The following is a 23345-nucleotide window of genomic DNA, read 5'->3' on the forward strand; positions in this document are numbered from 1 at the left end:
ACTAAACAGCCTCTGAATTAGGAGTATTCAACATAAACGATAAAGGCAATCATATACTTGATTATAAAAAAAGCCGAATACTGATTAAGCCCACAAGTTTAGTGATACCTTTTCTAACAGTAGCTAGTGCTCAATATCGGCAATAATACTAACTAATTAGGCCATGTCTCTAGTGAAAGGCAGGGGCTTACACCCTTAATTCAATTGGACGAAACACTTCGGGCTTCAACCAATACTCACTCCGCTTCTTCTTGGTGATAAAATACCACTTATCCAGTTCCAGTAGCCCCTTGTTGACATAACTTTTGGAGGAGTGTAACTCCTTGGCTATCTCCTCCAGACTGGCGCAGGCATAGCCGTTTGCGTTGAGTCTGTTAGCTAGGAAGATCATCACCCGCAAGGCAACCGGACTCATACCCATGAGTAGCTTCAGATTGTGGCCATCCGCCGTAAACATGACGATGTGCTTGGTGTGGGTGGTATAAGGATTTTGGTTATGATTTTGCAGAACGTTAGCCGCCATTGGGTTCACAAGGAAAAAACTGGGTTATAAATATAGATGACCAGAACCCGTAGAAGGTCCTTATAATTTCATTTAATATACTCATTATCAATGACAAGTAAAACAATCGACCAAATTTTTACTGCCTTGTCCTCTCAGAGTAGCCTAATTGGCAGTTGCTGCCTCTTTTGATCGGCTACTATCCATGCTAGTATCTCTGAATTAACCGATTCAAAAGTGAGCTAACTCAAGTGGAATAGCCTACTAATTAGGCGGCTAGCGGCGAAAAGCGTAGGACTTATTGACCAATTATGCCTTCCTTAAAAAATATAAAAAAGGGTTTTGCTAATAAGTTTTAACCTTCAGGCTATAAGTTTTAACCTATCAGGTTTTTTACTTGGCTGTCTCTATGTTAGTATAAAATGCTAAGGTGCTGACAAGATGTATGAGATGGTCTAATAAATCGGCACAGTGAACTTGTCTAATTTTACAAGGTCATGCAGCCTAAAAACAAACACCCAAAACGGCGTAAATACGACGCTACCTTCAAAGATGACGTGCTGAAAATGATTGCTAACGGCCAGAGCGTGGCTTATGTGGCTCAGGCGCTGGGTATCAGTGAAGCCCTCATCTACAAATGGAAACAACGGATAAAAGGGAAAGAAAAAAACTACCCTTCGAGTCAGGCTTCGGATGCATTAGTTGAGAATCAGCGGCTGCTACAGCGGATTAGTCAATTGGAAACCGAACGCGAAATCTTAAAAAAAGCCTTAGCCATTATCAGCCGACAGACTTGAGATTACGCTATGAATTGGCCCAAGAGTTGGCGGCTGAGTTTGCAATTGAAACCTTATGTTCAGTGCTGGAGGTAAGCCGTACAGCCTACTATCGATACCTGCGGGGTGCCAGCTATCAGCGAACTCCTGGAAAAGCGGAGTATGAGCGGTTAGTCGAGCAGACTTTCAACAAACATAAACGACGGTATGGTAGTCGACGTATCACGGCTGAGTTGCAGGAAAAAGGGCACTCGTTAGGCCGTTATCAGGTTAGGACGCTGATGAAAAAGGGTGGTCTACAAGCTATTCAGCCCAAGTCATTTGTACCCCGAACGACGGATAGCACGCATAGTAAAGGCTACTGGCCGAATTTGTTGCTAGACCAGCCGCTACCTCAAGCGCCTAATTTAGTTTGGGTTAGCGACATAACTTACCTACCACTGGTCAAGGGCGGATGGGCTTATTTGGCCGTTTGGATGGACCTATTCTCGCGTAAAGTAGTGGGTTGGCAAGTGGGCGAAACAATGGAAGATGAACTGGTTGTGCTTCCACTAGGTCGCGCCTTGCAGGTACGTCAACCTGCTATGAGGCTGGTCGTCCATTCAGATCGGGGTGGCCAATACATATCGGCGGAGTTAAAAGAGTTAATACGTCTATGGCACATTAGGCCCAGCATGAGTCGGGCCGACGATCCCTACGACAATGCCTTTGCAGAATCGTTGTGGAGCCGCCTGAAGGCGGAGTTGTTGGAAGACGGAGCGTTTCTGAGCGTCGATGATGCACGCACCGAACTCTTCGACTATATTGAGGTCTATTATAACCGGGAGAGAAAGCATTCGTCACTGGGCTACATAAGCCCTGAACAGTTTGAACAGGAGTATTATACAAATCTGACAAATTCAGTGTGCCGCTAAACCGGACCACCTCAGTATGTTCCTAAGAGCAGGTAGTTACTGCTATTTGTACAACCGAATTTAGCTAGCTATTTTGTACCCAAGGCTAGGTAAGAGAAAGCGATAAATGCGTTTAAATCAATGTTTGATTTAGTTCTTTTCTTATAAAGCACAGCTAACGGGAACTGTGCCTAGGGGTATGATCCGTCCGTTCGTCCGTTAAAAGCGTAGTATGCAAGAAGCGTAACACGAGCGTAGGCGGGAACTACCGGTTTGCCAATAGGCCCATCTCCCCCCTTTTTCTACCTCCCCCGGCTGTTTGCCGGATTCTATCTCTGCGCATTTTTTATTCAATAGAAACTACATTTATTTGAAGCTGTGTGTATCTAGTTATGCTATTATTTGCTATTGCTGCACGATCACCTAAAGGCGATGTTATTGTAAGAAGAGTAATTCTAAGCGTATTTAAGCTCATACGTAAATCTTCAACTGCCTTGAGGTTTATTCTTATCGGAAGAAGAGGCACTCGTCACAAGAATATTAAAGCCCCTAGTACTTTGATTATAAAGTTATTACGCCTCTGATAAATAAACTGTAAGCTATTTAATATAGCTCTATGTATAACTGGTGAATTTAGGTTATTTATACCAAATAACTGGTTTGGTAAAATGGTTTATCATTTCTGCATAACAAGACAGAACAAATTACCGTATCTTATCAAAATGTATTGCAAGTTGTATTGCACTGAAAATAAATAAGCCTCTTAGCTAAAAGCTAAGCGGATGATAATGAGGTGGGCCAGCCAGGACTCGAACCTGGGACTTACTGATTATGAGTCAGGCACTCTAACCAACTGAGTTACAAGCCCGTTGTTGATTGATCGCTCAAATTCAACGGTGCAAAACTACAAATTTTCTGGACACAACTGCATAACTAAATCGATTTTCTAAACATAACCTTTAGTCATTAGGTACTATTGCCTGACTATCTTTGCTTGATGGCAACGCCTAATAAGAAAAAAATTCTAAACGATCCCGTTTACGGTTTCATAACAATCCCGACCGAATTGCTCTTCGATTTGGTTGAGCATCCTTATTTTCAGCGGCTTAGACGAATCAAACAGTTAGGTTTATCAGAGTACGTATATCCGGGTGCTCTGCATACTCGGTTCCATCATGCATTGGGAGCTATGCACTTGATGGGTCAGGCTATGAGCACTCTTCAAAGTAAAGGTCATCGCATTACCGATGCGGAATGCGAAGCCGCCCAAATTGCTATTCTCCTTCATGACATTGGGCACGGTCCGTTCTCGCATGTGCTCGAATGCTGCTTGCTGGATAATGTTCCGCATGAGGAAATTTCATTGATGCTTATGCGGGAGCTGAATCGGCAATTTGGCGGGTCATTATCGCTGGCTATCCAGATGTTTGAGGGTACTTATGAGCGGCCTTTTTTCCATCAGCTTATTTCGAGCCAATTGGATATGGACCGTATGGATTATCTCAATCGTGATGGATACTATACGGGCGTGGCGGAGGGCGCGATTGGAGCCGAACGTATTATTAAAATGCTTGATTTAGTTGATGATCAGCTAGTAGTCGAAGCTAAAGGGATTTTGAGTGTCGAGAATTTCCTGAATGCCCGGCGACTGATGTACTGGCAGGTCTACCTGCATAAAACCTCTATTTGCTGTGAATCCATGCTAATTCAGGTTTTGCGCCGAGCCCGATTTTTGATTCGTCAGAATGGACCCGATCCTGTCTATGCACCTGATACGTTCCGGCTTTTTTTGCGCAATAGTGTTTCAATGGCTGACTTTCAAACCAATCGGCTGTATCTGGAGGCCTTCACTAAATTAGATGACTTTGATATCTGGTCGTGCATTAAACAGTGGGCGCTACACCCTGATCTGGTACTTTCAACTTTATGCCAGATGCTTCTTGATCGGAAACTATTCAAGATTATGCTTTCAACGGAGCCATTCCAGGGTGAGCTTCTGCATGAACTTGAAAAACAATTACGTCAGGACGGATTCACTGCCGAAACTATATCTTACTTTCTGATTGAAGGTCAGGCCACTAACGCTGCTTATTTACCTTCAGGAGACCGTATTGCTATCAAGCTTAAAACGGGACAGGTTATCGATATTGCCGATGCTTCAGACTTATCCAACATTCAGGTATTGACCAATATCGTCCGCCGATATTATGTCTGCTGGGCAAAGGGAATTTCTATCAGCCAGTCGGTAAGTTGAGGTGACGTTATATTATCCAGTCAGCCTATCTAATGGATTGAGTAGTAGATAGCTTGTTTCGGGAAACAATTTCGGATGATCTTATACGAAAAGTGCAATTTGTTAGCTACCTTAGCGCCCTAATCGCTCGCTACCAGCGAGTGTTTTGCGACGGCCGTCATTAGATATATGAAGTTTACAGTCAAGCAGATTGCGACACTGCTAGAGGGCGAAGTCGCCGGGAATGATGCACTGGCAATCACTGGCTTAGCCAAAATAGAAGAAGGAAAACCAGGTGACATCTCGTTCTTGTCAAATCTTAAATATGAACCGCATCTGTATACAACCCAGGCTTCTGCGGTGATTGTTGATCGATCTTTTGCACCTAAAAAACCTGTTTTATCTGCCCTGATATTTGTAGAAAATTCCTACTCGGCTTTCACCAGATTGCTGGAGGAATACAATCGACAGATGAATTTATTCCGGATTGGTGTAGAAGAACCATCTTATATCGGGGAAGGGAGTCAGACGGGTGGACAGGGTTATCGGGGTGCATTTTCGTACATCGGTAAAAACTGTCAGATCGGGCAAAACGTGAAAATATATCCGCATGCTTACATAGGTAATAATGTACGTATCGGTGATCATACGATAATTCATACTGGTGCCCGTATTCTGGACAATTGCATCATCGGAAAGCATTGTGTTATTCATCCGAACGCCGTAATTGGCAGCGAAGGGTTTGGTTTTGCTCCCCAGTCCGACGGTACATATAAGCCAATTCCGCAGCTGGGTAATGTGATTCTGGAAGACTCGGTCAATGTGGGCTCTAACACAACCATCGACTGTGCTACGATGGGGTCAACTATTATCCGTCGAGGTGCAAAACTAGATAACCTGATTCAGATTGGGCACAACGTAGAGATTGGCGAAAATACAGTAATAGCTGCTCAGACGGGCGTATCAGGTTCCACAAAAATCGGTTCAAATTGTGTTATTGCCGGGCAGGTCGGTTTTGCAGGCCACTTGTCTATTGCCAACGGTACCAAAGTTGGAGCACAATCGGGAGTTGGTAAAAGCGTTGAAGAGCCAGGAACATCAATTAACAGTTCACCTGCTTTCGGTTTAAAAGAAAGCATGCGCTCTTTAGCCATTTTTCGGAAACTACCTGATCTCGAACAGCGGGTTACGAAGTTGGAAAAGAAAAACGAAAAATAGGTATAAGTCGTCAGTTGACAGGTGCCAGTTATTGCTAGCTGTTGACAACGACTAACGACTGATAATGAATACGAAACAACAGACGATTCAAAAGGCCGTTTCGGTATCGGGAGTAGGTTTGCATACTGGTGTCTCGGCAACGATGACATTCCTGCCAGCCCCCACGAATCATGGCTATAAATTCCAGCGTATTGACCTGCCTGGGCAACCTATTGTAGACGCCGATGTTGATAACGTAGTGGATCTCTCGCGGGGCACAACTATTGAGCAAAGCGGAGCACGAATCCATACCGTAGAGCATACGTTAGCAGCACTGGTTGGATTACAGTTGGATAACGTACTCATTCAATTAGACGGCCCTGAGCCCCCTATTATGGATGGTTCGTCGATTCAGTTTATTGAAGCGCTACGTAGTGCCGGTATTGAAGAGCAGAACGCTACCCGTAATTACTTCGAGGTCAATGAGTACATTCATTACCGAAACGCTGAAAAAGATATCGAGATGGCAGCGTTGCCATTAAACGACTATCGGCTGACGGTGATGGTTGACTACAATTCGAAAGTGATTAGCAGTCAGCACGCGTCGCTAAATGATATTAGCCAGTTTCCCGATCAGATTGCCAGCAGCCGCACATTTGTATTTCTGCATGAGCTGGAAGCGCTCTATAAGCAAAATCTTATCAAAGGAGGAGATCTAACGAATGCTATCGTCATTGTAGATCGTGATGTGCAGGATGGCGAGCTGGACTACCTGGCTGATTTGCTTCATAAGCCCAAAGTGAGTGTCAACAAACAGGAGGGTATTCTGAATAACATCAAATTGCATCACTCCAATGAGATGGCCCGCCACAAACTTCTCGACGTAGTGGGCGATCTGGCGCTGATTGGTCGACCCATTAAAGCGCAAATTTTAGCTGCCCGGCCCGGTCACGCGGCTAACGTAGCGTTTGCCAAAAAAATCAAGAAGCTCATTCAGAAAAACGCTGCTAATCAGGTCCCTCAATACGACCCGACACAACCGGCTATTTTGGACATCAATCGAATTTCACAGATACTGGCTCATCGGTACCCTTTTCAGATGATTGACAAAATCATCGCACTGGATGAGAATAGTGTGGTTGGTATTAAGAATGTGACTATGAATGAGCAGTTTTTCATGGGACATTTTCCGGGAAATCCGGTTATGCCAGGTGTTCTACAGCTCGAAGCGATGGCCCAAACGGGTGGTATTCTGGTGCTAAGCACAGTTCCAGATCCCGAAAATTACTGGCCTTACCTGATTGGAATCGAAAATTGCCGCTTTCGGCGCAACGTTTTGCCGGGCGATACCGTAATATTCCGGTGTGAGTTCACCTCGCCAATGAAGCGAGGTATCGTTAAAATGCAGGGCCGGGGCTACGTAGCAAACCAACTGGTATGCGAAGCTGATATGATTGCCAGTTTGGTAAAGAAAAAATAAAGTCAATAGTTGATCGACTATAGTCGTTAGTAAGTCAATGACTTCTATTGACGCTCGACGAATGACTAACGAATAAAAACAATGATTCAACCATTAGCTTATATTCACCCCGAAGCGAAAATTGCGCAGAATGTGGTGATTGAGCCGTTTGCTATTATCCATAAGGACGTTGAAATTGCTGAGGGAACGTGGATTGGTTCGCATGCGGTGATTAATGAAGGTGCCCGAATCGGCCGCAATTGTAAAATTTATCCTGGCGCGGTTATTTCGTCGACTCCTCAGGATCTGAAGTTCAACAATGAGTACACCCGGACGTATATTGGTGATAATACCACAATTCGTGAGTATGCCACTATTAGCCGGGGAACGGAAGAGCACTGGAAAACAGAGATCGGGTCTAATTGCCTGATTATGGCTTACGCGCACGTAGCGCACGATTGCCGTATCGGTAACCACTGTATTATCATTAATAATGTACAGATGGCCGGGCATGTTCATATGGGCGACTGGTCTATAATTGGCGGGTCAAGTTCAGTGCATCAGTGGGTAAAGATTGGCGCTCATGCTATGATTTCGGGCGGTTCGCTGGTTCGGAAAGATGTTCCCCCGTTCACGAAAGCTGCTCGCGAGCCCCTGTCTTACACAGGAATAAATTCAATAGGATTGCGTCGGCGTGCTTTTGAAAACGATAAGATTAATCAGATTCAGGAAATCTACCGCTACATCTATATGCGTGGTCTGAATAATGCCGACGCCCTGACGCAAATTGAGCTTGAGTTGCCCCCGTCAGACGAGCGTGATCAAATCGTGAATTTCATACGTGGTTCAGAACGAGGAATTATGCGCGGTCCGTCCTCGAATGGTGAAAAAGAATAGTATCCTGTAAAATAAACAATGGATAATGGCTATTTCTATGAAGTACCATTATCCATTGTTTATTTTATGTTATTCATTTTATGGAAATAACTGCTGAACAGATAGGCAAAAAATACCGGAAAGAGTGGATCTTCCGGCATGTAGATCTGATCCTGATGGCCGGAACAAGCTATACATTTGTTGGGCCAAACGGCAGTGGAAAATCAACTTTATTACAACTCTTGGCAGGAAATCTGCCGGCAACGGAAGGACAACTAATTTATTCCCTGAATAATACAGTTGTAGAACCTGACAATTGGTTTCGTCAGGTCAGTATAGCGGCTCCTTATCTTGAGCTGGTCGAAGAGCTGACGCTCGATGAACTATTAATATTTCATCAAACATTTAAACCTTTTAAGCAAGGGCTTACTCTTGAAATGGTTGCCGACCGATTATTGCTCAGTCATGCCAGGCATAAAGAAATCAAGTATTTTTCGTCAGGCATGAAACAGCGGGTGAAACTTGGTTTGGCTTTTTTCTCTGAATCGCCAGTAGTTATTCTCGACGAACCAACATCCAACCTTGACCGCCAGGGTATGAACTGGTATCAAGATCAGGTTCGGCAACTCTCTCCCGGTCAGTTGCTATTGATTGGGTCTAATCAACCTGAGGAGTATGAATTCTGCCCGAACATATTGGACGTAATGCAATGGAAGAGATAGCTTTTTTGCTTCCAGTAAACAGTAAAGACACAAAGCAGAACGTTATTTTTCGTTCTGCTTTGTGTCTTTTAAAGTATAAACTGGTTACAGTAGATCAATTACAATTATTGTAAGGTGAATGACAAAACTGGTAGCAAACGCCGGAAAAATATACTTGACTGACATAGCCGACAGAATCGGAACCAGCACTAATAGAAAACAAAACATACTAACCAGAAACTGCCAGTCGCCACCACCAAAATAAGCCATCAGCAGCAACAATGTCGGTGACAAAACACAGCCTTGAATGGCAAGTGCCGTAGCAGCCCAGCCGAAGCGATTGAATTCAGCGTTTGCCACAAAATTTTTATACGTCGTTGACCAGGTAGTTTCGGCAGCGTTGGTGTAAGCAGTTGTTGATTGAGCAAGGGTTGCCATAATCTTTGTGCGGTTATTTGATGACACAAAGTACGCTACGTTGCTTCTGGCCCCACATGACATAAATCAGCTTATAGCCTGATCTTTCCCCAATCCGACGTACAGGTTTAATTCGTCCATTTCCCGTCTACCAGGCGCCAGATACGTAACGGATTGTCGGATTTAAGTTCGTCCGGCAACAGCGCATCTGGGAAGTTCTGATAGCAAACCGGACGGGCAAAACGTAAAATCGCATTAGTCCCTACTGATGTCGATCGGGAGTCGGTTGTAGCGGGATAGGGCCCTCCATGTTGCATAGCATGACTCACCTCAACGCCGGTCGGGAAACCATTAATGAGCAAACGGCCAACTTTCTGCTCCAGAATTTCAAGTAGATCAGCGTATTCCAGCAACTCCTCATCGGTTCCATAAACCGTAGCTGTCAAATGACCTTCCAACTCCTTCGCTACCGCAAGCAACTGCTCCCGATTGGTTGCTTCAACCACAACGCTGCTGGGGCCAAACACCTCTTCAGCAATTAAAGGATTTGCCAGCAACGTATCAGCCTTGGCTGTCAGGAGGGTTGGCGTCCCATTTGCAAAACTTTCAACGGCTGCGGCCTGAGCTAACACCTGAACTCCGCTGGCCTGACTTAATGTATCAAGTCCGGCCGTAAACGCTCGCTGAATACCCTGAGTCAGCATAGCGGCCGGCTGGCTATTGGTAACAGCTTTAGTGGCTTCCTGCACAAACGTATCAGCCTCCGAGGATTGTTGTACTATCGCCAAACCAGGATTTGTACAAAACTGCCCGACCCCCAACGTAACGGAATTGACGTAAGCCAGCGCCAGAGCGCCACCTTTTTCCTTCAATACATTAGGCAAAAAGAAAACCGGGTTGGTGCTTCCCATTTCGGCATAAACCGGAATCGGTTCGGGACGACGAGCAGCTGCATCAAACAGGGCTTTACCACCACGTAACGATCCGGTAAAACCAATCGCTTTGATGGCCGGGTGCTCAACAATAGCCATGCCTACGGCCGTAGTGCGTCCGTGTACTAGCGCGAACGTACCAGCGGGCATTCCACAAACGTCAACCGCCCGCTGGATGGCCTCGCCCACCAGCTGCGACGTACCGGGATGCGCAGGGTGCGCTTTCACAACAACCGGGCAACCCGCAGCCAGTGCTGAAGCTGTATCGCCACCCGCTACCGAAAAGGCCAGTGGAAAGTTACTGGATCCGAAGATACCAACTGGGCCTAGTGGACGTAGCATCTGACGCAGGTCAGGGCGGGGGAGGGGCTGGCGCTCTGGCATAGCCGTATCAATACGAGCATTAACCCAGGACCCTTCGCGCAGGTACTCCGCAAATAAACGAAGTTGGCCGGCGGTACGTCCGCGCTCGCCCGTCAATCGTGCCAGGGGTAAGCCAGATTCGGCCTGGGCACGGGTTAACAGTTCATCTCCGAGCGCTTCGATCTCAGCGGCAATCTGTTCCAGAAAGTGCGCTTTTTGAGCACCGGTTTTTTTCCGGTACTGAGAAAAGGCTTTCGATGCCTGTTCGCAGGCCTGGGCTACTTCGTCGGCCGTAGCTTCCTGAAAAAAGCCAGGTAATGATTCACCCGTAGCCGGATTGATACCCTGAAATGAGTCAGTAGAGGATGAATTAGTTGCAAGTGCGTTCGTCATAACGAATGGAAAATGGCTAAACTAAGTGGGGCAAAAGTAACCCGATTTTCTGACGTAGCGTGCTATCGGGCTGTCGATTCGAGCGCATAAAAGCGCCAGTTTGTTTTAAAATCTTTCGGTAGTTTCTGATTGGTAAGAATGGCACGTATCATTTCTACTGGCATTTCATTGAGTTGCATAACCGAGTCATGAAACTGTTTATAGGTCATTTTGCCGCTGTCTACCAATTCTTTTTTAAGAGCCAAAAACTGGAAGCCACCCGTCATGTAAGCCAACTGATAAAGAGGAGGGTAGCCACCCACAAATGACCGCCGAACTTCGCCTTCCGCATTGGCTCGCTCGTGACCAACCCGGTCGACCAGAAAGTCGATGCACTGCTGGGGCGACCATTTGCCAAGATGATAATTAAGCGAAAAAATGATGCGGGCGCAACGATGCATTCGCCAGAAAAGCATGCCGATACGATCTTCGGGCGATTGTGGAAAGCCCAGATCCCAAAGGAGCATTTCCCAGTATAACGCCCACCCTTCGACCCAGAAGGGCGTATCAAAATGTCGGTACGTTTTGTATCGATTGTTCATGAACATCTGCAGATGATGACCGGCAATCAGTTCGTGATGGACCGTAGCGCGCGAAAAGTGCGGGTTATTACTCCGCATACTCATCAATTTGTCGGGATGCGCCATACCATCTGTCGGGTACGAAATCTGGATGACTTCGCCCCCTAGAAAAAAAGGATTGACGAGTTGCCGTTCTGGCGTCATCATCGTCATACGCCAGGTTTCTTCGGCAATCGGGGGAATCGTAATGAGGTCTTTCGCCTTCAGAAACGCAACCGATTCGTTGTAAAGCCGTAGGATCATTTCAGGCTGTTTTCCGACGGGGACATAGCTGTTTTTAACCTTTTCCTGAGCGGCTTTCCAATTTTGGCCAGACCCCATTTCCTGCGACGCTTTTAGCAATTCGCGGTCGCACCAGGCAAACTCTTTGTTCGCAATCTCGACCAGTTCCTCCGGTGAATAGGGAATCATTTCAATCTGTAGCTGACGTAGCAATTCATCCCGGCCCACCGCTACGCCTGCAATACCACTACCGTCATCTTTAGTCGGCGTAGCATCTCTGGATTTTTTCCTGAAAAAATCGCTGTAAGCAGTCAACAAGCTGTCGGCTTTGGGATAAGGTTTATTGAGCCACCACGTAAAGGTTGGATCGTAAGCGTTGTAGAAAGTATAAATGCTTTTCAGCGCCTTCTGCAAGCCCTGCGCCGTGGATTCTGCCCGACGGATCAAAGCCGGATCGAGTTTGTCAATCTTCTCAATTTCTTTTCGGGCAACTGCAATTTGCGGGCCGAGGGCTGCCAGGTTGACGGCTAATGCCTGCGCATTCAATACGTGTCCACGACGGCGTAGTTTTTCGACCGCATAAATCGAATCCGCAAAAGGAAACCAGGCTTTAATTTTTTCCCGCTCGGAAGCTTCCTGCGACAGTTTTTGTAAATTTTCCTGCAAATCGCGCCGAAACAGAATGTAGTCGACCCGGCTGTCGGTATTCATCCGATCGAAGTCCAGCTTTTGCAACTGCGTTAGATACTCGTTGGTCAGCTTCTGAAAACGCTCTCTACGTTCCGGCGAGCCGGTAACAACGTAAAATCGGCTTAAACTACCGTAATCGGCTTCATACTGGGTCATCAGATGATGCGCATCGCTGGTTTGCGGATTTATGGTGCTTAACGGAGTGGGTTGAGCCCTAGTTGTCTCTACGCAGAGAAGGAGCAAGGCAATACAAGCCGTCGCAGAATAGAACGTAGCAGTTTTCATAGTAGCGCAGTTTAGTAAGCTGATGTCAGGAAAACCGATCGGGGCTGAATCCGGAAACATCCATGCTGTCGGCGGCACCGTTGATTAACTCACTTACCAATTTTCCGGTAGCCGGGCCAAGACTCAGGCCCATCATCCCGTGTCCCGTTGCCAGTACTACGTTGTCGTAACGTTCCGTGGGGCCGATGTACGGTAACCCATCGGGTGAACACGGACGTAAGCCGCGCCAGACTTTATCGATGGCGGGCATTTCAACCGCTATATCTGGATAATACTGGTTAATTGACTGAACAATTCCGCGAACCCGGTTCATGTTGACGGTCATATCCGTGCCGGCCACTTCAAGCGTACCCGCAAAACGAAGATCATTGCCCATCGGCGTGGCAGTGGCACGGGCTTCGAGCATAATAGCCGGAACGCGTACATTATTTGTTACGTTCCGAAGCATGAAGCTATAGCCTTTCCCGCCCTGCAAGGACAGATTTAAATCCAGTTGCTGAGCAATAACAGGCGACCAGGCCCCTCCGGCAATCACCAGCGCATCGACCGGATAATTACCCTGGGAGGTATGGATCGAAGTAATTCGGGCACCTGTTTTTCCGAAACCTGTTACGGCCTGATTTTCCAGGATTGTGATTCCCTGATTGCGAAGATACGTAACCAGGGAACGTATCAGCTCATTAGGATTCAAATGAGCATCGCCCGGAAAAAGAATTCCACCCCGTACAGTGACCTGCGTATTTGGTTCTAAATCCTGCACTTGCGGCCCCGTAAGTACCTGGGCTTCAATACCTGCCCGGTTTGCTACGTCGGCTTCTTCGACCATTTCGTGTTCAGCCGATGCGGTTTTGTAAAGCATGAGCAGGCCACGCTCCTGCCATTCGAATTCCAGATCGCCATTGGCCGCCAAATCCTGATAAAGCCGCTTGCTTAGCAAACTAAGATCACGCAATAGCGGAATTGAATGCGCTACGTGTTCGGGTGTTGAATGACGGTAAAATAGCCACCCCCAACGTAGCAGATCGACATTCAGACGAGGTTTGACGTAAAATGGACTAGTCGATTTTAGCATCCAGCGCATGCCTTTGGCAATCATACCCGGCTGGGCCAGCGGAACAATGTGGCTGGGCACAATCATGCCTGCATTTCCGAACGAACAGCCATCGGCAATGGGCCCCTGATCGAACAACGTAACGCGGTGCCCTGATTTTTGCAGATAGTACGCCGAACAAAGTCCGATAATACCCCCACCGACAATACCAATGTGTGCCATTGAACCAATGATTGAATAGTTGACTGATTGAATGATAGAGCGATTGAGTGAAAATTGTTGGTGTAAACCCTATTTAATCATTCGATCACTCTATCATTCAATTATTAAATTACCTGAAAGCCGTGTACGTATGGATCGTCTTCGTCCAGAATGATGTGGTTGTAGCCGTGAATTTTGGCCCAGCCTTCAATACTCGGCACAATAGCGGGCTTGCCAGCCAGTTCGGTTTCAGCTTCAATACGTCCGTTGAAAATGGAACCAATAATGCTTTCATGCACGAACGTGTCGCCGGGTTTTAGTCGGCCCTGTGCGTACCATTGCGCCATCCGGGCCGACGTACCAGTTCCACAGGGCGAACGATCAATGGCCTTGTCACCGTAAAAAACGGCATTTCGGGCGGTGGATGTTTGTTGTAGCGGCTCGCCCGTCCAGAGGATGTGACTCAATCCGTTAATCGTCGGATTTTCAGGATGAACGAACGTGTATTGTTCGTTTAGGCGCTGGCGCATGACCCGCGCCCATCCAATGAGCTGCTCTGCTTTGTAATGTTCCAGGCCCGGAAAGTTAGCCTGCGGATCAACGATGGCATAAAAATTTCCGCCATACGCTACGTCGACCGTTAACGTCCCGAGTTCAGGACAGTCGACCGTCAGTTTTTCAGCTGCCAGATACGATTTGATGTTAGTTATCTTGACTGACGTTACTTTTTTCCCATTCTGCTGGTACTCTGCCCGAACCAGTCCGGCGGGGACTTCCAGATTCAGAACACCCGGCGTTTTGGGACGTATCAGATTCTGCTCAATGGCAACGGTTACCGTACCGATTGTGCCATGACCGCACATGGGCAAACAGCCCGATGTTTCGATGAAGAGCACACCAGCGTCGTTGGCGGAATCGGTAGGCGGGTACAAAATACTTCCCGACATCATATCGTGGCCGCGCGGTTCGAACATAAGCCCCGTGCGAATCCAGTCATACTCGCGCAGAAAATGCTGACGCTTTTCGCTCATATTTTCCCCTTGCAGAAATGGGATACTTCCGCCCGTAACAACCCGCACCGGATTGCCGCAGGTGTGTGCGTCAATGCAGAAAAAATGGAATTCGGCCATGGAGTAATGATTGAATGGTGGAATGACTGAATGGTGGAATGACTGGCGCTTACTTGGTCAATCATTTCACAATTCAATCATTTTTATGCGAAAACGGGCCGCTTCGCCAAAGCTGTTTCAATAATGGTTAGAACCTGCTCTCGTTCGGCACCAATGAGCGGTAGGCGAGGAGCGCGTACGTATTCGGAACTGAGGCCAGTAGCCGTAGCAGCCAGTTTAATGTATTGCACTAATTTCGGATGAATATCCAGCTCGAGCAGGGGCATGAACCAGCGATAGATTTCCAGCGCTTCGGCCACCTGACCTGCTTTGGCGAGTTCATAAATCGCAACGGTTTCCTGCGGAAACGCATCGACCAGACCGCCAACCCAGCCATCGCAGCCCAGTAGTAACGCTTCCAGCGCCAGCGTATCGACACCGCCCAGCAACTTGTAACGGTCGCCGAATGCATTCCGCATCCGTGTTACGTTGGTCAAGTCGCGGGTGGATTCTTTAACGGCCTGAATATTTGGTAGTTTGGCCAGTTCTTCGAACATCGCTACGGTGGTCATGATTTTATAATCGTATGGATTGTTATAAATCATGATCGGCAATGAGGTTTCCTGCGCTACGGCCTTGAAGAACGTAACGGTTTCGCGGGCATCGGCAGGGTAGCGCATGGGAGGAAGCAGCATCAGGCCATCTGCGCCGTTGGTTTCGGCTTCGTGCGCCCGCGAAATAGCCTGTTTGGTAGCCTGTTCGGCAATGTTGACCAGCACCGGTACTTTTCCATCGCTAACAGCAAGCGCTGAGGTCAGCAGTTCAATTTTTTCGTTCGTTTCCAACGTACTGGCTTCTCCTAATGAACCGCCAATAATAAATCCATGCACACCGGCACTGAGCTGTGCCTGAAGGTTTTTTTCAAAAAGCGGAATATCCAGCTGATCATCAGCCGTGAAAGGAGTTAGTAGTGCGGGATATACGCCTTCCCACTGGACAGATACGTTCATACGGTTTGCAGATTTTTAAAGAATAGAATCGACTAATCAAATTTCTGAATTACTGGGGAACTAGAGTGATGGCTAATTAGTCGGTTATGATACTATTTTCACTATATTCAACTTATTAGAGAGTAAATCTTGTCAAACCACTACCAATGAAGCCGCTGCTGTTCAAAGTTCCGTCAATTGATGATCGTTCGTTTCGAGTTGAGCAGGACGATTTACCTCATTTTTATGGAAAACTGCATTTTCATCCGGAAATTCAGCTGACGCTTATTCAGCAGGGGGAAGGGACCTTGATTGCTGGTGACAGGATTGATCGATTCCGGCGCTACGATATGTTGCTGCTGGGAGCCAATTTGCCACACGTACTACGTAGTGACCCTGATTATTTTCAGCCTCATTCAACGCTACGTTCCACATTGGTTTCCATCCTGTTTCGGCCAGAGCCTTTGGAAATGAGCGTGCTGGGATTGCCTGAAACCAGGCATCTGAAGGAGCTTTTGCAGGAATCCCGACAGGGCGTACGGTTTCGATGCCCGTAGAATGATCCGCTGGCTGCACAACTGGAAACGTTGCCTGTACTACGTCCGTTTGAGCAATTTATGGGCTTACTGCGGGTTCTGGATACGTTATCAACTAACCCGAATCGAGAGATACTGTCGATAACAGCTTATGAACAACCGCGCCGGCCCGACGATCACCGGCGGCTGGAACAGGTATTTTCATTTATTTTTCAGCATTATGCCTCGCCTGTTTCGCTGGAAGACGTATCCTGTGTGGCTAATCTGACGCCGGGAGCTTTCTGCCGCTTTTTTCGGCAGCATACGCGCAAAACGTTTTCACATCTGCTAAACGAAGTCCGTATTGAACACGCCTGTCGGCACCTACGAGAATCGAAACAAACGATCAGTCAGATTGCTTTTAGCTGCGGTTATACGAATCTGTCAAATTTTAATCGTCAGTTTAAAGGCATTATGGGTATGCCGCCGGGTGAGTACATTCGTCGCTACCATATGTAGAGGCCTATCAGACAAAAAGAATGGAGTCAGGAGGGAAGATTACAGGCAGGTCTTAGGTCCAATAGACTAATTTTCTATTTCGATTTCAGGCGGGTTACGTATCTTTGACAACAATATCCGATCAAACCAACGCGTTTGTTTCAAAACGATCACTGACTAATCCTCATCTATTTACCCGACTCGTTCGTATGCTCTTGCTCCAGGTTCCGGCCGTTGATACTTCAACCGCATCGCTGTCGGCCACAGCGGCTCCTCAACCCCAAAGTTTGCAACTGTTTGATCTAGTAGCCAAAGGCGGTTGGGTTATGATTCCCATCGCGATTTTGTTCTTTGCTACGTTGTATCTGATTTTCGAACGGTACTTCGTCATTCGTTCGCAAACGAAATCTGACGCCAATTTTATCGATAACATCCGCGATATGGTGGCTCAGGGGAATATCAAATCAGCCGAGTCGTTCGCTAAAAATCAACGTACCGCCATGGGCCGTGTTTTTGAGAAAGCGATTGGGCGTATCGGTTCGCCAATCCGCGAAATCGAGAGTACGGTCGAAACGGTTGGGCAAATCGAACTGTCGCGGCTGGAACGTAACATGGGTTATCTGGGAATCATCGCCGGTATTGCACCGATGTTGGGCTTTATCGGAACGATTTCGGGGATTATCCGCATTTTCTACGACATTTCTCTGTCTGACAATATCAGCGTTGGGATTATTGCCGGTGGTCTGTACGAAAAAATGATAACGTCGGGTGCGGGTCTGATTGTGGGGGTAATTGCCTATACGGGCTATCACCTGCTCAACATGATGATCGAACGGTTTACGCTCGCCCTTGAAATGAACGCGTTCGAGTTTATTGAAGTCCTTCAGAAACCAACTAACGAACCCGCCCGAATGAGGTAAACTTAAGTGATGAGTGATGAACGATGCGTGTTATTTACAGATCTATCACTCATCGTTCATCACTCATTGTTCATCACTCCAACATGAAACTCCGTCGAAAAAATAAGTTTGCTGCTGAAGTTGCTACGTCGTCGTTGAACGACATCATGTTTTTTCTGCTGTTGTTCTTCCTGATTATCTCGACCGTAGCAAACCCAAATGTGATTAAACTGATGCTGCCCAAAGCGGCATCGTCGCAGCAACTAAGCAAGAAGCAGGTGACGTTATCGGTAGATGGCAACAAGCAGTATTTTATTGACAAAAAACCTGTTGATCCGGCTAATCTGGAAAACGAATTAAAGACAATTATGGCTGGTATTGCCGAACCAACCGTAGTGGTCCGTTTCGATAAAGCCCTGACCGTTCAGGATTTGGTGGACGTATTACAAACGGGCGCCAAATTGAATATAAAAATGGTAATGGCAACGTCGAAGTAATTCAAGTCAAGAGAGATAATAATGCTTTTAGCCGATGCAATGTTGCATCGGCTTTTTTGTTTGGCCGGAGGAGCAGTCACTACGTAGCAAACAAAAGTTTTTGACTAAAAAAACGGCCTGATGGGGGCTTTCGCTTAAACTAAAAATCAATCTTAGTCTTCAGTAGTTTATAGGGGAAACCTAACCTTTTATGATAGCTAACTATACTGAATCTCCTGTTTGCCATGTTGATGACATGGCCGATGGCGAACTTAGGCAGGTACGCGTAGGCGATACGGATGTGTTACTGGCTCGTGCCGACGGCCAGTTCTATGCGCTTTATCCTAAATGTACCCATTATCAGGCGCCATTGGAAAATGGTCTATTACACGGTCACAAGCTGATTTGCCCCTGGCATAATGCCTGTTTTGATGTACGTGACGGCCATCGGCTTGAGTCGCCCGCTCTGAATGGATTACCTACGCACGAAGTACGTATTGAAAACGACCAGGTTTTTGTCCGATTGACAACCGACAAGGAAAGTCGGGAAAATCCGATGGCAACACCTGACGAATCTAACTCTGAGACCTACGTAATTGTCGGCGGGGGCGGAGCAGGCGCATTTGCTGCCGAAGCGATGCGCGAAGGTGGTTTTACGGGCAGAATTGTTATGTTGACCGAAAGCCAGGAGATGCCCTATGATCGCCCAAACTGCTCAAAGGATTATTTACAGGGAAAAGCTCCCGATGAGTGGATGCCATTACGTTCTGAGGAATTTTATCAGGACTATGGAATCGAGATTTATACACGTCAATACGTCATGGCGCTTCATCCTGCCGATAAACGGATTGAACTGTCGTCGGGAAAAACCATCACGTACGATAAAGCCCTTGTCTGTTCAGGTGGACGCCCAAACGCGTTGCCAAATCCGGGAAGTGAGCTCAAGGGAGTATATACGCTTCGAAGTTTACGGGATAGCCAGCTACTGCGTGAACTGGGCAAACAGGGCAAGCGGGTTGTAATTATCGGCAGTTCATTTATTGGTCTGGAAGGGGCTATGGGTTTACAGAAACTGGGAAGTCAGGTAGACGTAATAGGCCGGGATGAAGTGCCGTTCAGGAAAACATTGGGCGAAAAAATTGGTCGGATTATACAAGGCTGGCACGAGAAAGCCGGTATTCGTTTTCATCTTGGCCGTAAAGTTGAACGGATTGAAGGCAATGGTTCGGTAAGCGACGTAGTACTCGACGATGGTGAGAAAATTCCCGCTGATTATGTCTTGATTGGTCTGGGTGTGAAACCACGTACCGACTTTCTGAGAGATATACCTTTGGAAAAAGATGGAGGTGTAAAAACCGATGAACATCTCCAGATTGCAGATGGCCTGTATGCTGCTGGTGATGTGGCTTATTGCCCAACTGCCGACGGTCTGCAACGTATTGAGCATTGGAAAGTCGCCGGTTTGCAGGGATACGTAGCGGGACTGAATATGGCAGGAAAAGAAAAAACTTACAACGCTGTCCCGTTTTTCTGGACTAATCAGCAGGGTAAGCGAATCAACTATGTTGGGCACGTTACCGAAATCGACGATATTATTTACGACGGCGACCCTGAAAATGACGATAATTTTCTGGCACTCTATGTACAGGACGGGCAGATTAAAGCCGTGGCTGGCCTTCAACGCGATCAGGACATTATTGCTATCCGCGAATTGATGCATGAAGGCCGGATGCCATCCGTTGAAAATGTCCAGAAAGGCGTACAATGGATCGACGAATTGAAAAAATCATGAGATGAACGAGTTCTAGTTCATCCATAAGTCGACCAGAATGGCTTAACTAAAGCAGAAACCTGTTTACCTTTGTAATCAGACCGCGCAAAATTTCGGTTTGGTTATGACGCATCAACTTGTTCTTAAAAAGCCAATTGCCTTTTTTGACCTTGAAACAACAGGGATTAATGTTGCAAAAGATCGCATTGTTGAGATCTGTATTATTAAGGCCATGCCCAATGGCGAAGCTGTTAGTAAAACGCACCGCGTAAATCCAGGAATGCCAATTCCGCTGGAGTCAAGCATGATCCATGGTATCTATGATGACGAGGTGAAAGACGCACCGCCGTTTAAGGCAATTGCCCGGACGTTAGCTCAGTTTATGGACGGCTGTGATCTGGCGGGTTTTAACTGCAACCGATTTGACGTACCGCTTTTAGTCGAAGAATTTTTGCGGGCAAACGTAGATTTTGATATAAAAAACCGGCGGATGGTGGATGCTCAGCGGATTTTTCACCTTATGGAGCCCCGGAATCTTTCAGCTGCCTACAAATTCTATTGCAACAAAGACCTCATTGGTGCTCATGGTGCCGAAGCGGATACCATTGCCACGCTTGAAGTGCTCGACGCTCAGGTACAACGATACGTTGGAATGGTTGCCAAAACTGATAGTGGTCAGGACGTAGTGTTTGAGAACAATATTGAGATGCTTCATAGCCTGACGGCTAACAATAATATTGATTTGGCCGGTCGAATGATTATTAACGATAAAGGGGAAGAAGTTTTTAATTTCGGCAAACACAAAGGACTACCCGTTCTGGACGTATTGCAGAAGGAACCTTCGTTCTACGACTGGATACTTAAAGGTGAATTTCCGCTGGATACCAAGCGCCGATTGACCGAAATTCGGCTACGTATGTTTAGTAAAGGGACGGTTAAACGATAATTATTATCCTTATTTTGATGACACCGTTATTTCTGTGACAACCGGGATATTTGCCCCGTTCTTGCCGGAGATATAAAGTTTTTGCTGGTCTGAAAACAGATTACCGTAGCTGGGTAATCCTTCAAATTTGATCGGCTCCGTGGCCCATATGTCTTTATTGAGGTCGTAAATATATATCGACTGACCCTGAAGCAGATAGAGATAGTCGCCCAGTACAGCCGAGAAGACATTGCCATAACTACTCGATACTTCAAAAGGAACATCTTTCAGCGCTGTCCAAACATTGGTATTGGTTGAAAAATAGGCCATCTTCTGTTTGGCACCCTGTCCACCAAGAACATAGATTCTATCTTTATACACGGCCATTTCGCTGCTGGTAGTTGGAAATAGATAGTTAGGTGAGGTAAACCATCTGTCCTGACTAATACTGTAGTATTTAAAAAGTGTGCTTGGAGTGCGGCCACCGACGAAATAAATATTACCATTATAGTAAACTACCCCCGCTTCGCCTGCATTGTCTTTAGCTGTAGCCGGATACGTAAGATTTGCCCACGTATTCGAGGCTGCTGTGTATTTAGTAGCATCATTGGCAATGTAAAAAATATTCGTGCCGTCGCTGATCAGATGACTACTGTAGCCACAGCCGCATACATTACTGGATTTGGCCAAAGCCGAAGAAAATGAATTAGAGGCTAAGTTGTAACGGACAAAAAATTGCGGTTTAGCCGTATTCGACCAATTTCCAAAATAAATGTTATTGCCAACCAGAACAGACTGAATTGGATAAGGGCCTGTATCGTAAGTACTTATTGGAACGCTTAGCTGTTTGGGAGTCAGTACGATATCATTGACTGTTTTTTCGGGTACGGCTGGTGTTTCATCACTTTTTTTGCAACCGACTATAAATAACACCAGCATGCTGACGAGAAAAGGTTTCATAATGAATTGCAGTTATTAATTGATAAATAGCGTTTTGGCTAGTCAAAAGTATTTTATGTACAGAAAGATTTTTAGCGTAGAAGTACGGAATAAGAGGTTCGTAGAAACCCCTGAATCTTGTACAGATAAGCTACCTAAGTTGGTGGGGCCAATCGTTGGGAGATGATTTCTTAGGGAGCATAGTTTTGCCCTGATTTTGCGATAAGCCTGAATAGAGACAAAAACACCTTTCCACCAATACCGAATAATCTTTACCTTTGCGGTACTTTCTATTAACCGGCAACTCATGCAACCCACGCAGGACGTCCTCATTCCGGAAGTTATTCAGCAAATACCGCTCACGTATTACCTGATTCTCAGCACCGCCTTATTCGTTATTGGTATTATTGGTGTGCTGACCCGGCGCAATGCCATTATCATCTTTATGTCGATTGAGCTGATGCTCAATGCTGTCAATCTGCTATTAATTGCTTTTTCGTCCTATCGATCCGATCCGGCAGGCCAGGTTTTCGTCTTTTTCATAATGGCCGTTGCGGCAGCTGAAGTTTCGGTTGGTCTGGCTATTATTGTAATGATTTATCGCAATACCCGCTCCATTGACGTGGGATTACTTAATAAACTGAAATGGTAAAATGAGCCGTCGGTTAATAGCCACTATTCTTAGTTATTGAAACTGAACAACTAACGATTGGCTATTGACTGACGACTATCGACTACTAACTGATGAAAATAGAATTACTCTGTGCCTTAATTCCGCTTTTCCCGCTCATTGGTTTTCTCATCAATGGCCTTGGATTTCGCCAGGTGCCAAAAGGATTGGCCGGAGCCGTTGCTACGGTAGCAGTGCTAGCTTCATTTCTGACGTCAGCTTATTTATTTGGCGCTTTCATTGGCAATGCAGGTCGAATCGGTGAGGCTGGCCCATTTATCGCGAATCTTTTCGAGTGGATCAGCGTTGGTGATCTGCATAACAATTTTTCGTTTCAGATCGATCAGTTATCGTTGCTGATGCTGCTGGTCGTAACGGGAGTTGGTTCGTTGATTCATCTGTACAGCATTGGCTACATGAGCCATGATGAAGGTTTCGGCAAGTTTATGGCTTTCCTAAACCTTTTTATCTTTTTTATGCTCTTGCTGGTGATGGGTTCCAACTACGTCATCATGTTCATTGGCTGGGAAGGCGTTGGGCTCTGTTCTTATCTCCTTATTGGCTTCTGGAACAAGAACGTCAGCTATAATAATGCGGCCCGTAAGGCCTTTGTTATGAACCGTATTGGCGATTTGGGATTTTTGCTTGGCATATTCCTATTGATCAATACGTTCGGTACTGTTGAATACGTCGATATTTTTAAGCAAGCGATCAGTCTGGAGATAGGTGATAAAACAGTGCTG

23 protein-coding genes and 1 tRNA gene are annotated in these 23345 nt (G+C 46.4%); 15 read left to right on the forward strand and 9 right to left on the reverse strand.

The genetic code is table 11. From position 1 onward, the window contains the following. Window positions 1–187: 187 nt before the first annotated feature. A complete protein-coding gene (locus ACOJS8_RS23070) occupies window positions 188–523 on the reverse strand; it encodes a helix-turn-helix domain-containing protein (protein ID WP_420150917.1) in 336 nt (111 codons plus the stop codon). A gap of 476 nt (window positions 524–999) precedes the next feature. Between ACOJS8_RS23070 and ACOJS8_RS23075 the strand changes: the two genes are divergently transcribed. After that, the gene (locus ACOJS8_RS23075) at window positions 1000–1299 is read left to right on the forward strand and encodes a transposase (RefSeq protein WP_420150918.1); all 300 of its coding nucleotides are present in this window, start codon (window positions 1000–1002) and stop codon (window positions 1297–1299) included. Continuing rightward, complete coding sequence (locus ACOJS8_RS23080; RefSeq protein WP_420150919.1) at window positions 1296–2192, forward strand: IS3 family transposase; 897 nt, start codon at window positions 1296–1298, stop codon at window positions 2190–2192. The genes ACOJS8_RS23075 and ACOJS8_RS23080 overlap by 4 nt, the downstream gene beginning before the upstream one ends. A 773-nt stretch (window positions 2193–2965) precedes the next feature. Here ACOJS8_RS23080 and ACOJS8_RS23085 read toward each other — a convergent pair. Beyond that, window positions 2966–3039 (reverse strand) — tRNA-Ile (locus ACOJS8_RS23085). A 129-nt stretch (window positions 3040–3168) separates the two neighbouring features. On the opposite strand from ACOJS8_RS23085, the gene ACOJS8_RS23090 reads away from it, so the two are divergent. The 5 genes from ACOJS8_RS23090 to ACOJS8_RS23110 all read left to right on the forward strand — a co-directional run bounded on the left by ACOJS8_RS23090 (window position 3169) and on the right by ACOJS8_RS23110 (window position 8658). Beyond that, a complete protein-coding gene (locus tag ACOJS8_RS23090; RefSeq protein WP_420150920.1) occupies window positions 3169–4425 on the forward strand; it encodes an HD domain-containing protein in 1257 nt (418 codons plus the stop codon). Window positions 4426–4593: 168 nt separating this feature from the next. Continuing rightward, complete coding sequence (gene lpxD / locus ACOJS8_RS23095; RefSeq protein WP_420150921.1) at window positions 4594–5622, forward strand: UDP-3-O-(3-hydroxymyristoyl)glucosamine N-acyltransferase; 1029 nt, start codon at window positions 4594–4596, stop codon at window positions 5620–5622. A gap of 64 nt (window positions 5623–5686) precedes the next feature. Then, on the forward strand, window positions 5687–7081 hold the full coding sequence (locus ACOJS8_RS23100; RefSeq protein WP_420150922.1) for a bifunctional UDP-3-O-[3-hydroxymyristoyl] N-acetylglucosamine deacetylase/3-hydroxyacyl-ACP dehydratase: 1395 nt from the start codon (window positions 5687–5689) through the stop codon (window positions 7079–7081). 81 nt (window positions 7082–7162) lie between these two features. Next, window positions 7163–7957, forward strand: a complete 795-nt coding sequence (gene lpxA / locus ACOJS8_RS23105) for an acyl-ACP--UDP-N-acetylglucosamine O-acyltransferase (RefSeq protein WP_420150923.1) — start codon at window positions 7163–7165, stop codon at window positions 7955–7957. 80 nt (window positions 7958–8037) lie between these two features. Continuing rightward, window positions 8038–8658, forward strand: coding sequence for an ABC transporter ATP-binding protein (locus ACOJS8_RS23110; RefSeq protein WP_420150924.1), 621 nt, complete (start codon window positions 8038–8040; stop codon window positions 8656–8658). Between the two features lie 84 nt (window positions 8659–8742). Here ACOJS8_RS23110 and ACOJS8_RS23115 read toward each other — a convergent pair whose 3' ends face one another. From ACOJS8_RS23115 to ACOJS8_RS23140, 6 genes are all read right to left on the reverse strand, one after another. Beyond that, window positions 8743–9075 (reverse strand): hypothetical protein, encoded by a 333-nt coding sequence (locus ACOJS8_RS23115; RefSeq protein ID WP_420150925.1) that lies wholly within the window; start codon window positions 9073–9075, stop codon window positions 8743–8745. Window positions 9076–9182: 107 nt separating this feature from the next. Next, window positions 9183–10742: an aldehyde dehydrogenase (NADP(+)) gene (locus tag ACOJS8_RS23120; RefSeq protein ID WP_420150926.1), complete on the reverse strand. Its 1560-nt coding sequence runs from the start codon at window positions 10740–10742 to the stop codon at window positions 9183–9185. A 62-nt stretch (window positions 10743–10804) separates the two neighbouring features. Continuing rightward, the gene (locus tag ACOJS8_RS23125) at window positions 10805–12430 is read right to left on the reverse strand and encodes a DUF885 family protein (protein WP_420150939.1); all 1626 of its coding nucleotides are present in this window, start codon (window positions 12428–12430) and stop codon (window positions 10805–10807) included. A 154-nt stretch (window positions 12431–12584) separates the two neighbouring features. Next, a complete protein-coding gene (locus tag ACOJS8_RS23130) occupies window positions 12585–13832 on the reverse strand; it encodes an NAD(P)/FAD-dependent oxidoreductase (protein WP_420150927.1) in 1248 nt (415 codons plus the stop codon). A gap of 104 nt (window positions 13833–13936) precedes the next feature. Then, window positions 13937–14941 (reverse strand): 4-hydroxyproline epimerase, encoded by a 1005-nt coding sequence (locus ACOJS8_RS23135; protein ID WP_420150928.1) that lies wholly within the window; start codon window positions 14939–14941, stop codon window positions 13937–13939. Between the two features lie 83 nt (window positions 14942–15024). Further along, entirely contained in the window at window positions 15025–15930 is a 906-nt protein-coding gene (locus ACOJS8_RS23140) for a dihydrodipicolinate synthase family protein (protein WP_420150929.1), read from the reverse strand. Between the two features lie 146 nt (window positions 15931–16076). Between ACOJS8_RS23140 and ACOJS8_RS23145 the strand changes: the two genes are divergently transcribed. The 6 genes from ACOJS8_RS23145 (at window position 16077) to ACOJS8_RS23170 (ending at window position 21014) form a co-directional block, all read left to right on the forward strand. Next, entirely contained in the window at window positions 16077–16466 is a 390-nt protein-coding gene (locus ACOJS8_RS23145) for an AraC family ligand binding domain-containing protein (RefSeq protein ID WP_420150930.1), read from the forward strand. A 30-nt stretch (window positions 16467–16496) separates the two neighbouring features. Next, entirely contained in the window at window positions 16497–16943 is a 447-nt protein-coding gene (locus ACOJS8_RS23150) for a helix-turn-helix domain-containing protein (protein ID WP_420150931.1), read from the forward strand. Between the two features lie 188 nt (window positions 16944–17131). Next, window positions 17132–17842, forward strand: a complete 711-nt coding sequence (locus ACOJS8_RS23155; RefSeq protein WP_420150932.1) for a MotA/TolQ/ExbB proton channel family protein — start codon at window positions 17132–17134, stop codon at window positions 17840–17842. Between the two features lie 83 nt (window positions 17843–17925). Further along, a complete protein-coding gene (locus ACOJS8_RS23160; RefSeq protein ID WP_420150933.1) occupies window positions 17926–18318 on the forward strand; it encodes an ExbD/TolR family protein in 393 nt (130 codons plus the stop codon). 190 nt (window positions 18319–18508) lie between these two features. Continuing rightward, window positions 18509–20089 carry an FAD-dependent oxidoreductase gene (locus ACOJS8_RS23165; RefSeq protein ID WP_420150934.1) on the forward strand — a complete coding sequence of 527 codons (1581 nt, stop codon included), beginning with the start codon at window positions 18509–18511 and terminating at the stop codon, window positions 20087–20089. 103 nt (window positions 20090–20192) lie between these two features. Beyond that, window positions 20193–21014, forward strand: a complete 822-nt coding sequence (locus ACOJS8_RS23170; RefSeq protein ID WP_420150935.1) for an exonuclease domain-containing protein — start codon at window positions 20193–20195, stop codon at window positions 21012–21014. A 9-nt stretch (window positions 21015–21023) separates the two neighbouring features. Here ACOJS8_RS23170 and ACOJS8_RS23175 read toward each other — a convergent pair whose 3' ends face one another. Beyond that, window positions 21024–21953 carry a hypothetical protein gene (locus tag ACOJS8_RS23175; protein WP_420150936.1) on the reverse strand — a complete coding sequence of 310 codons (930 nt, stop codon included), beginning with the start codon at window positions 21951–21953 and terminating at the stop codon, window positions 21024–21026. A gap of 286 nt (window positions 21954–22239) precedes the next feature. On the opposite strand from ACOJS8_RS23175, the gene nuoK reads away from it, so the two are divergent. Together nuoK and ACOJS8_RS23185 are read left to right on the forward strand one after the other, a co-directional pair. Beyond that, window positions 22240–22584 (forward strand): NADH-quinone oxidoreductase subunit NuoK, encoded by a 345-nt coding sequence (nuoK, locus tag ACOJS8_RS23180; protein WP_420150937.1) that lies wholly within the window; start codon window positions 22240–22242, stop codon window positions 22582–22584. Window positions 22585–22676: 92 nt separating this feature from the next. Then, the coding region (locus tag ACOJS8_RS23185) for a proton-conducting transporter membrane subunit (RefSeq protein WP_420150938.1) at window positions 22677–23345 on the forward strand (669 nt) is incomplete at its 3' end.

It is taken from the genome of Spirosoma sp. (genome assembly GCF_048594605.1).
Lineage (GTDB): Bacteria > Bacteroidota > Bacteroidia > Cytophagales > Spirosomataceae > Spirosoma.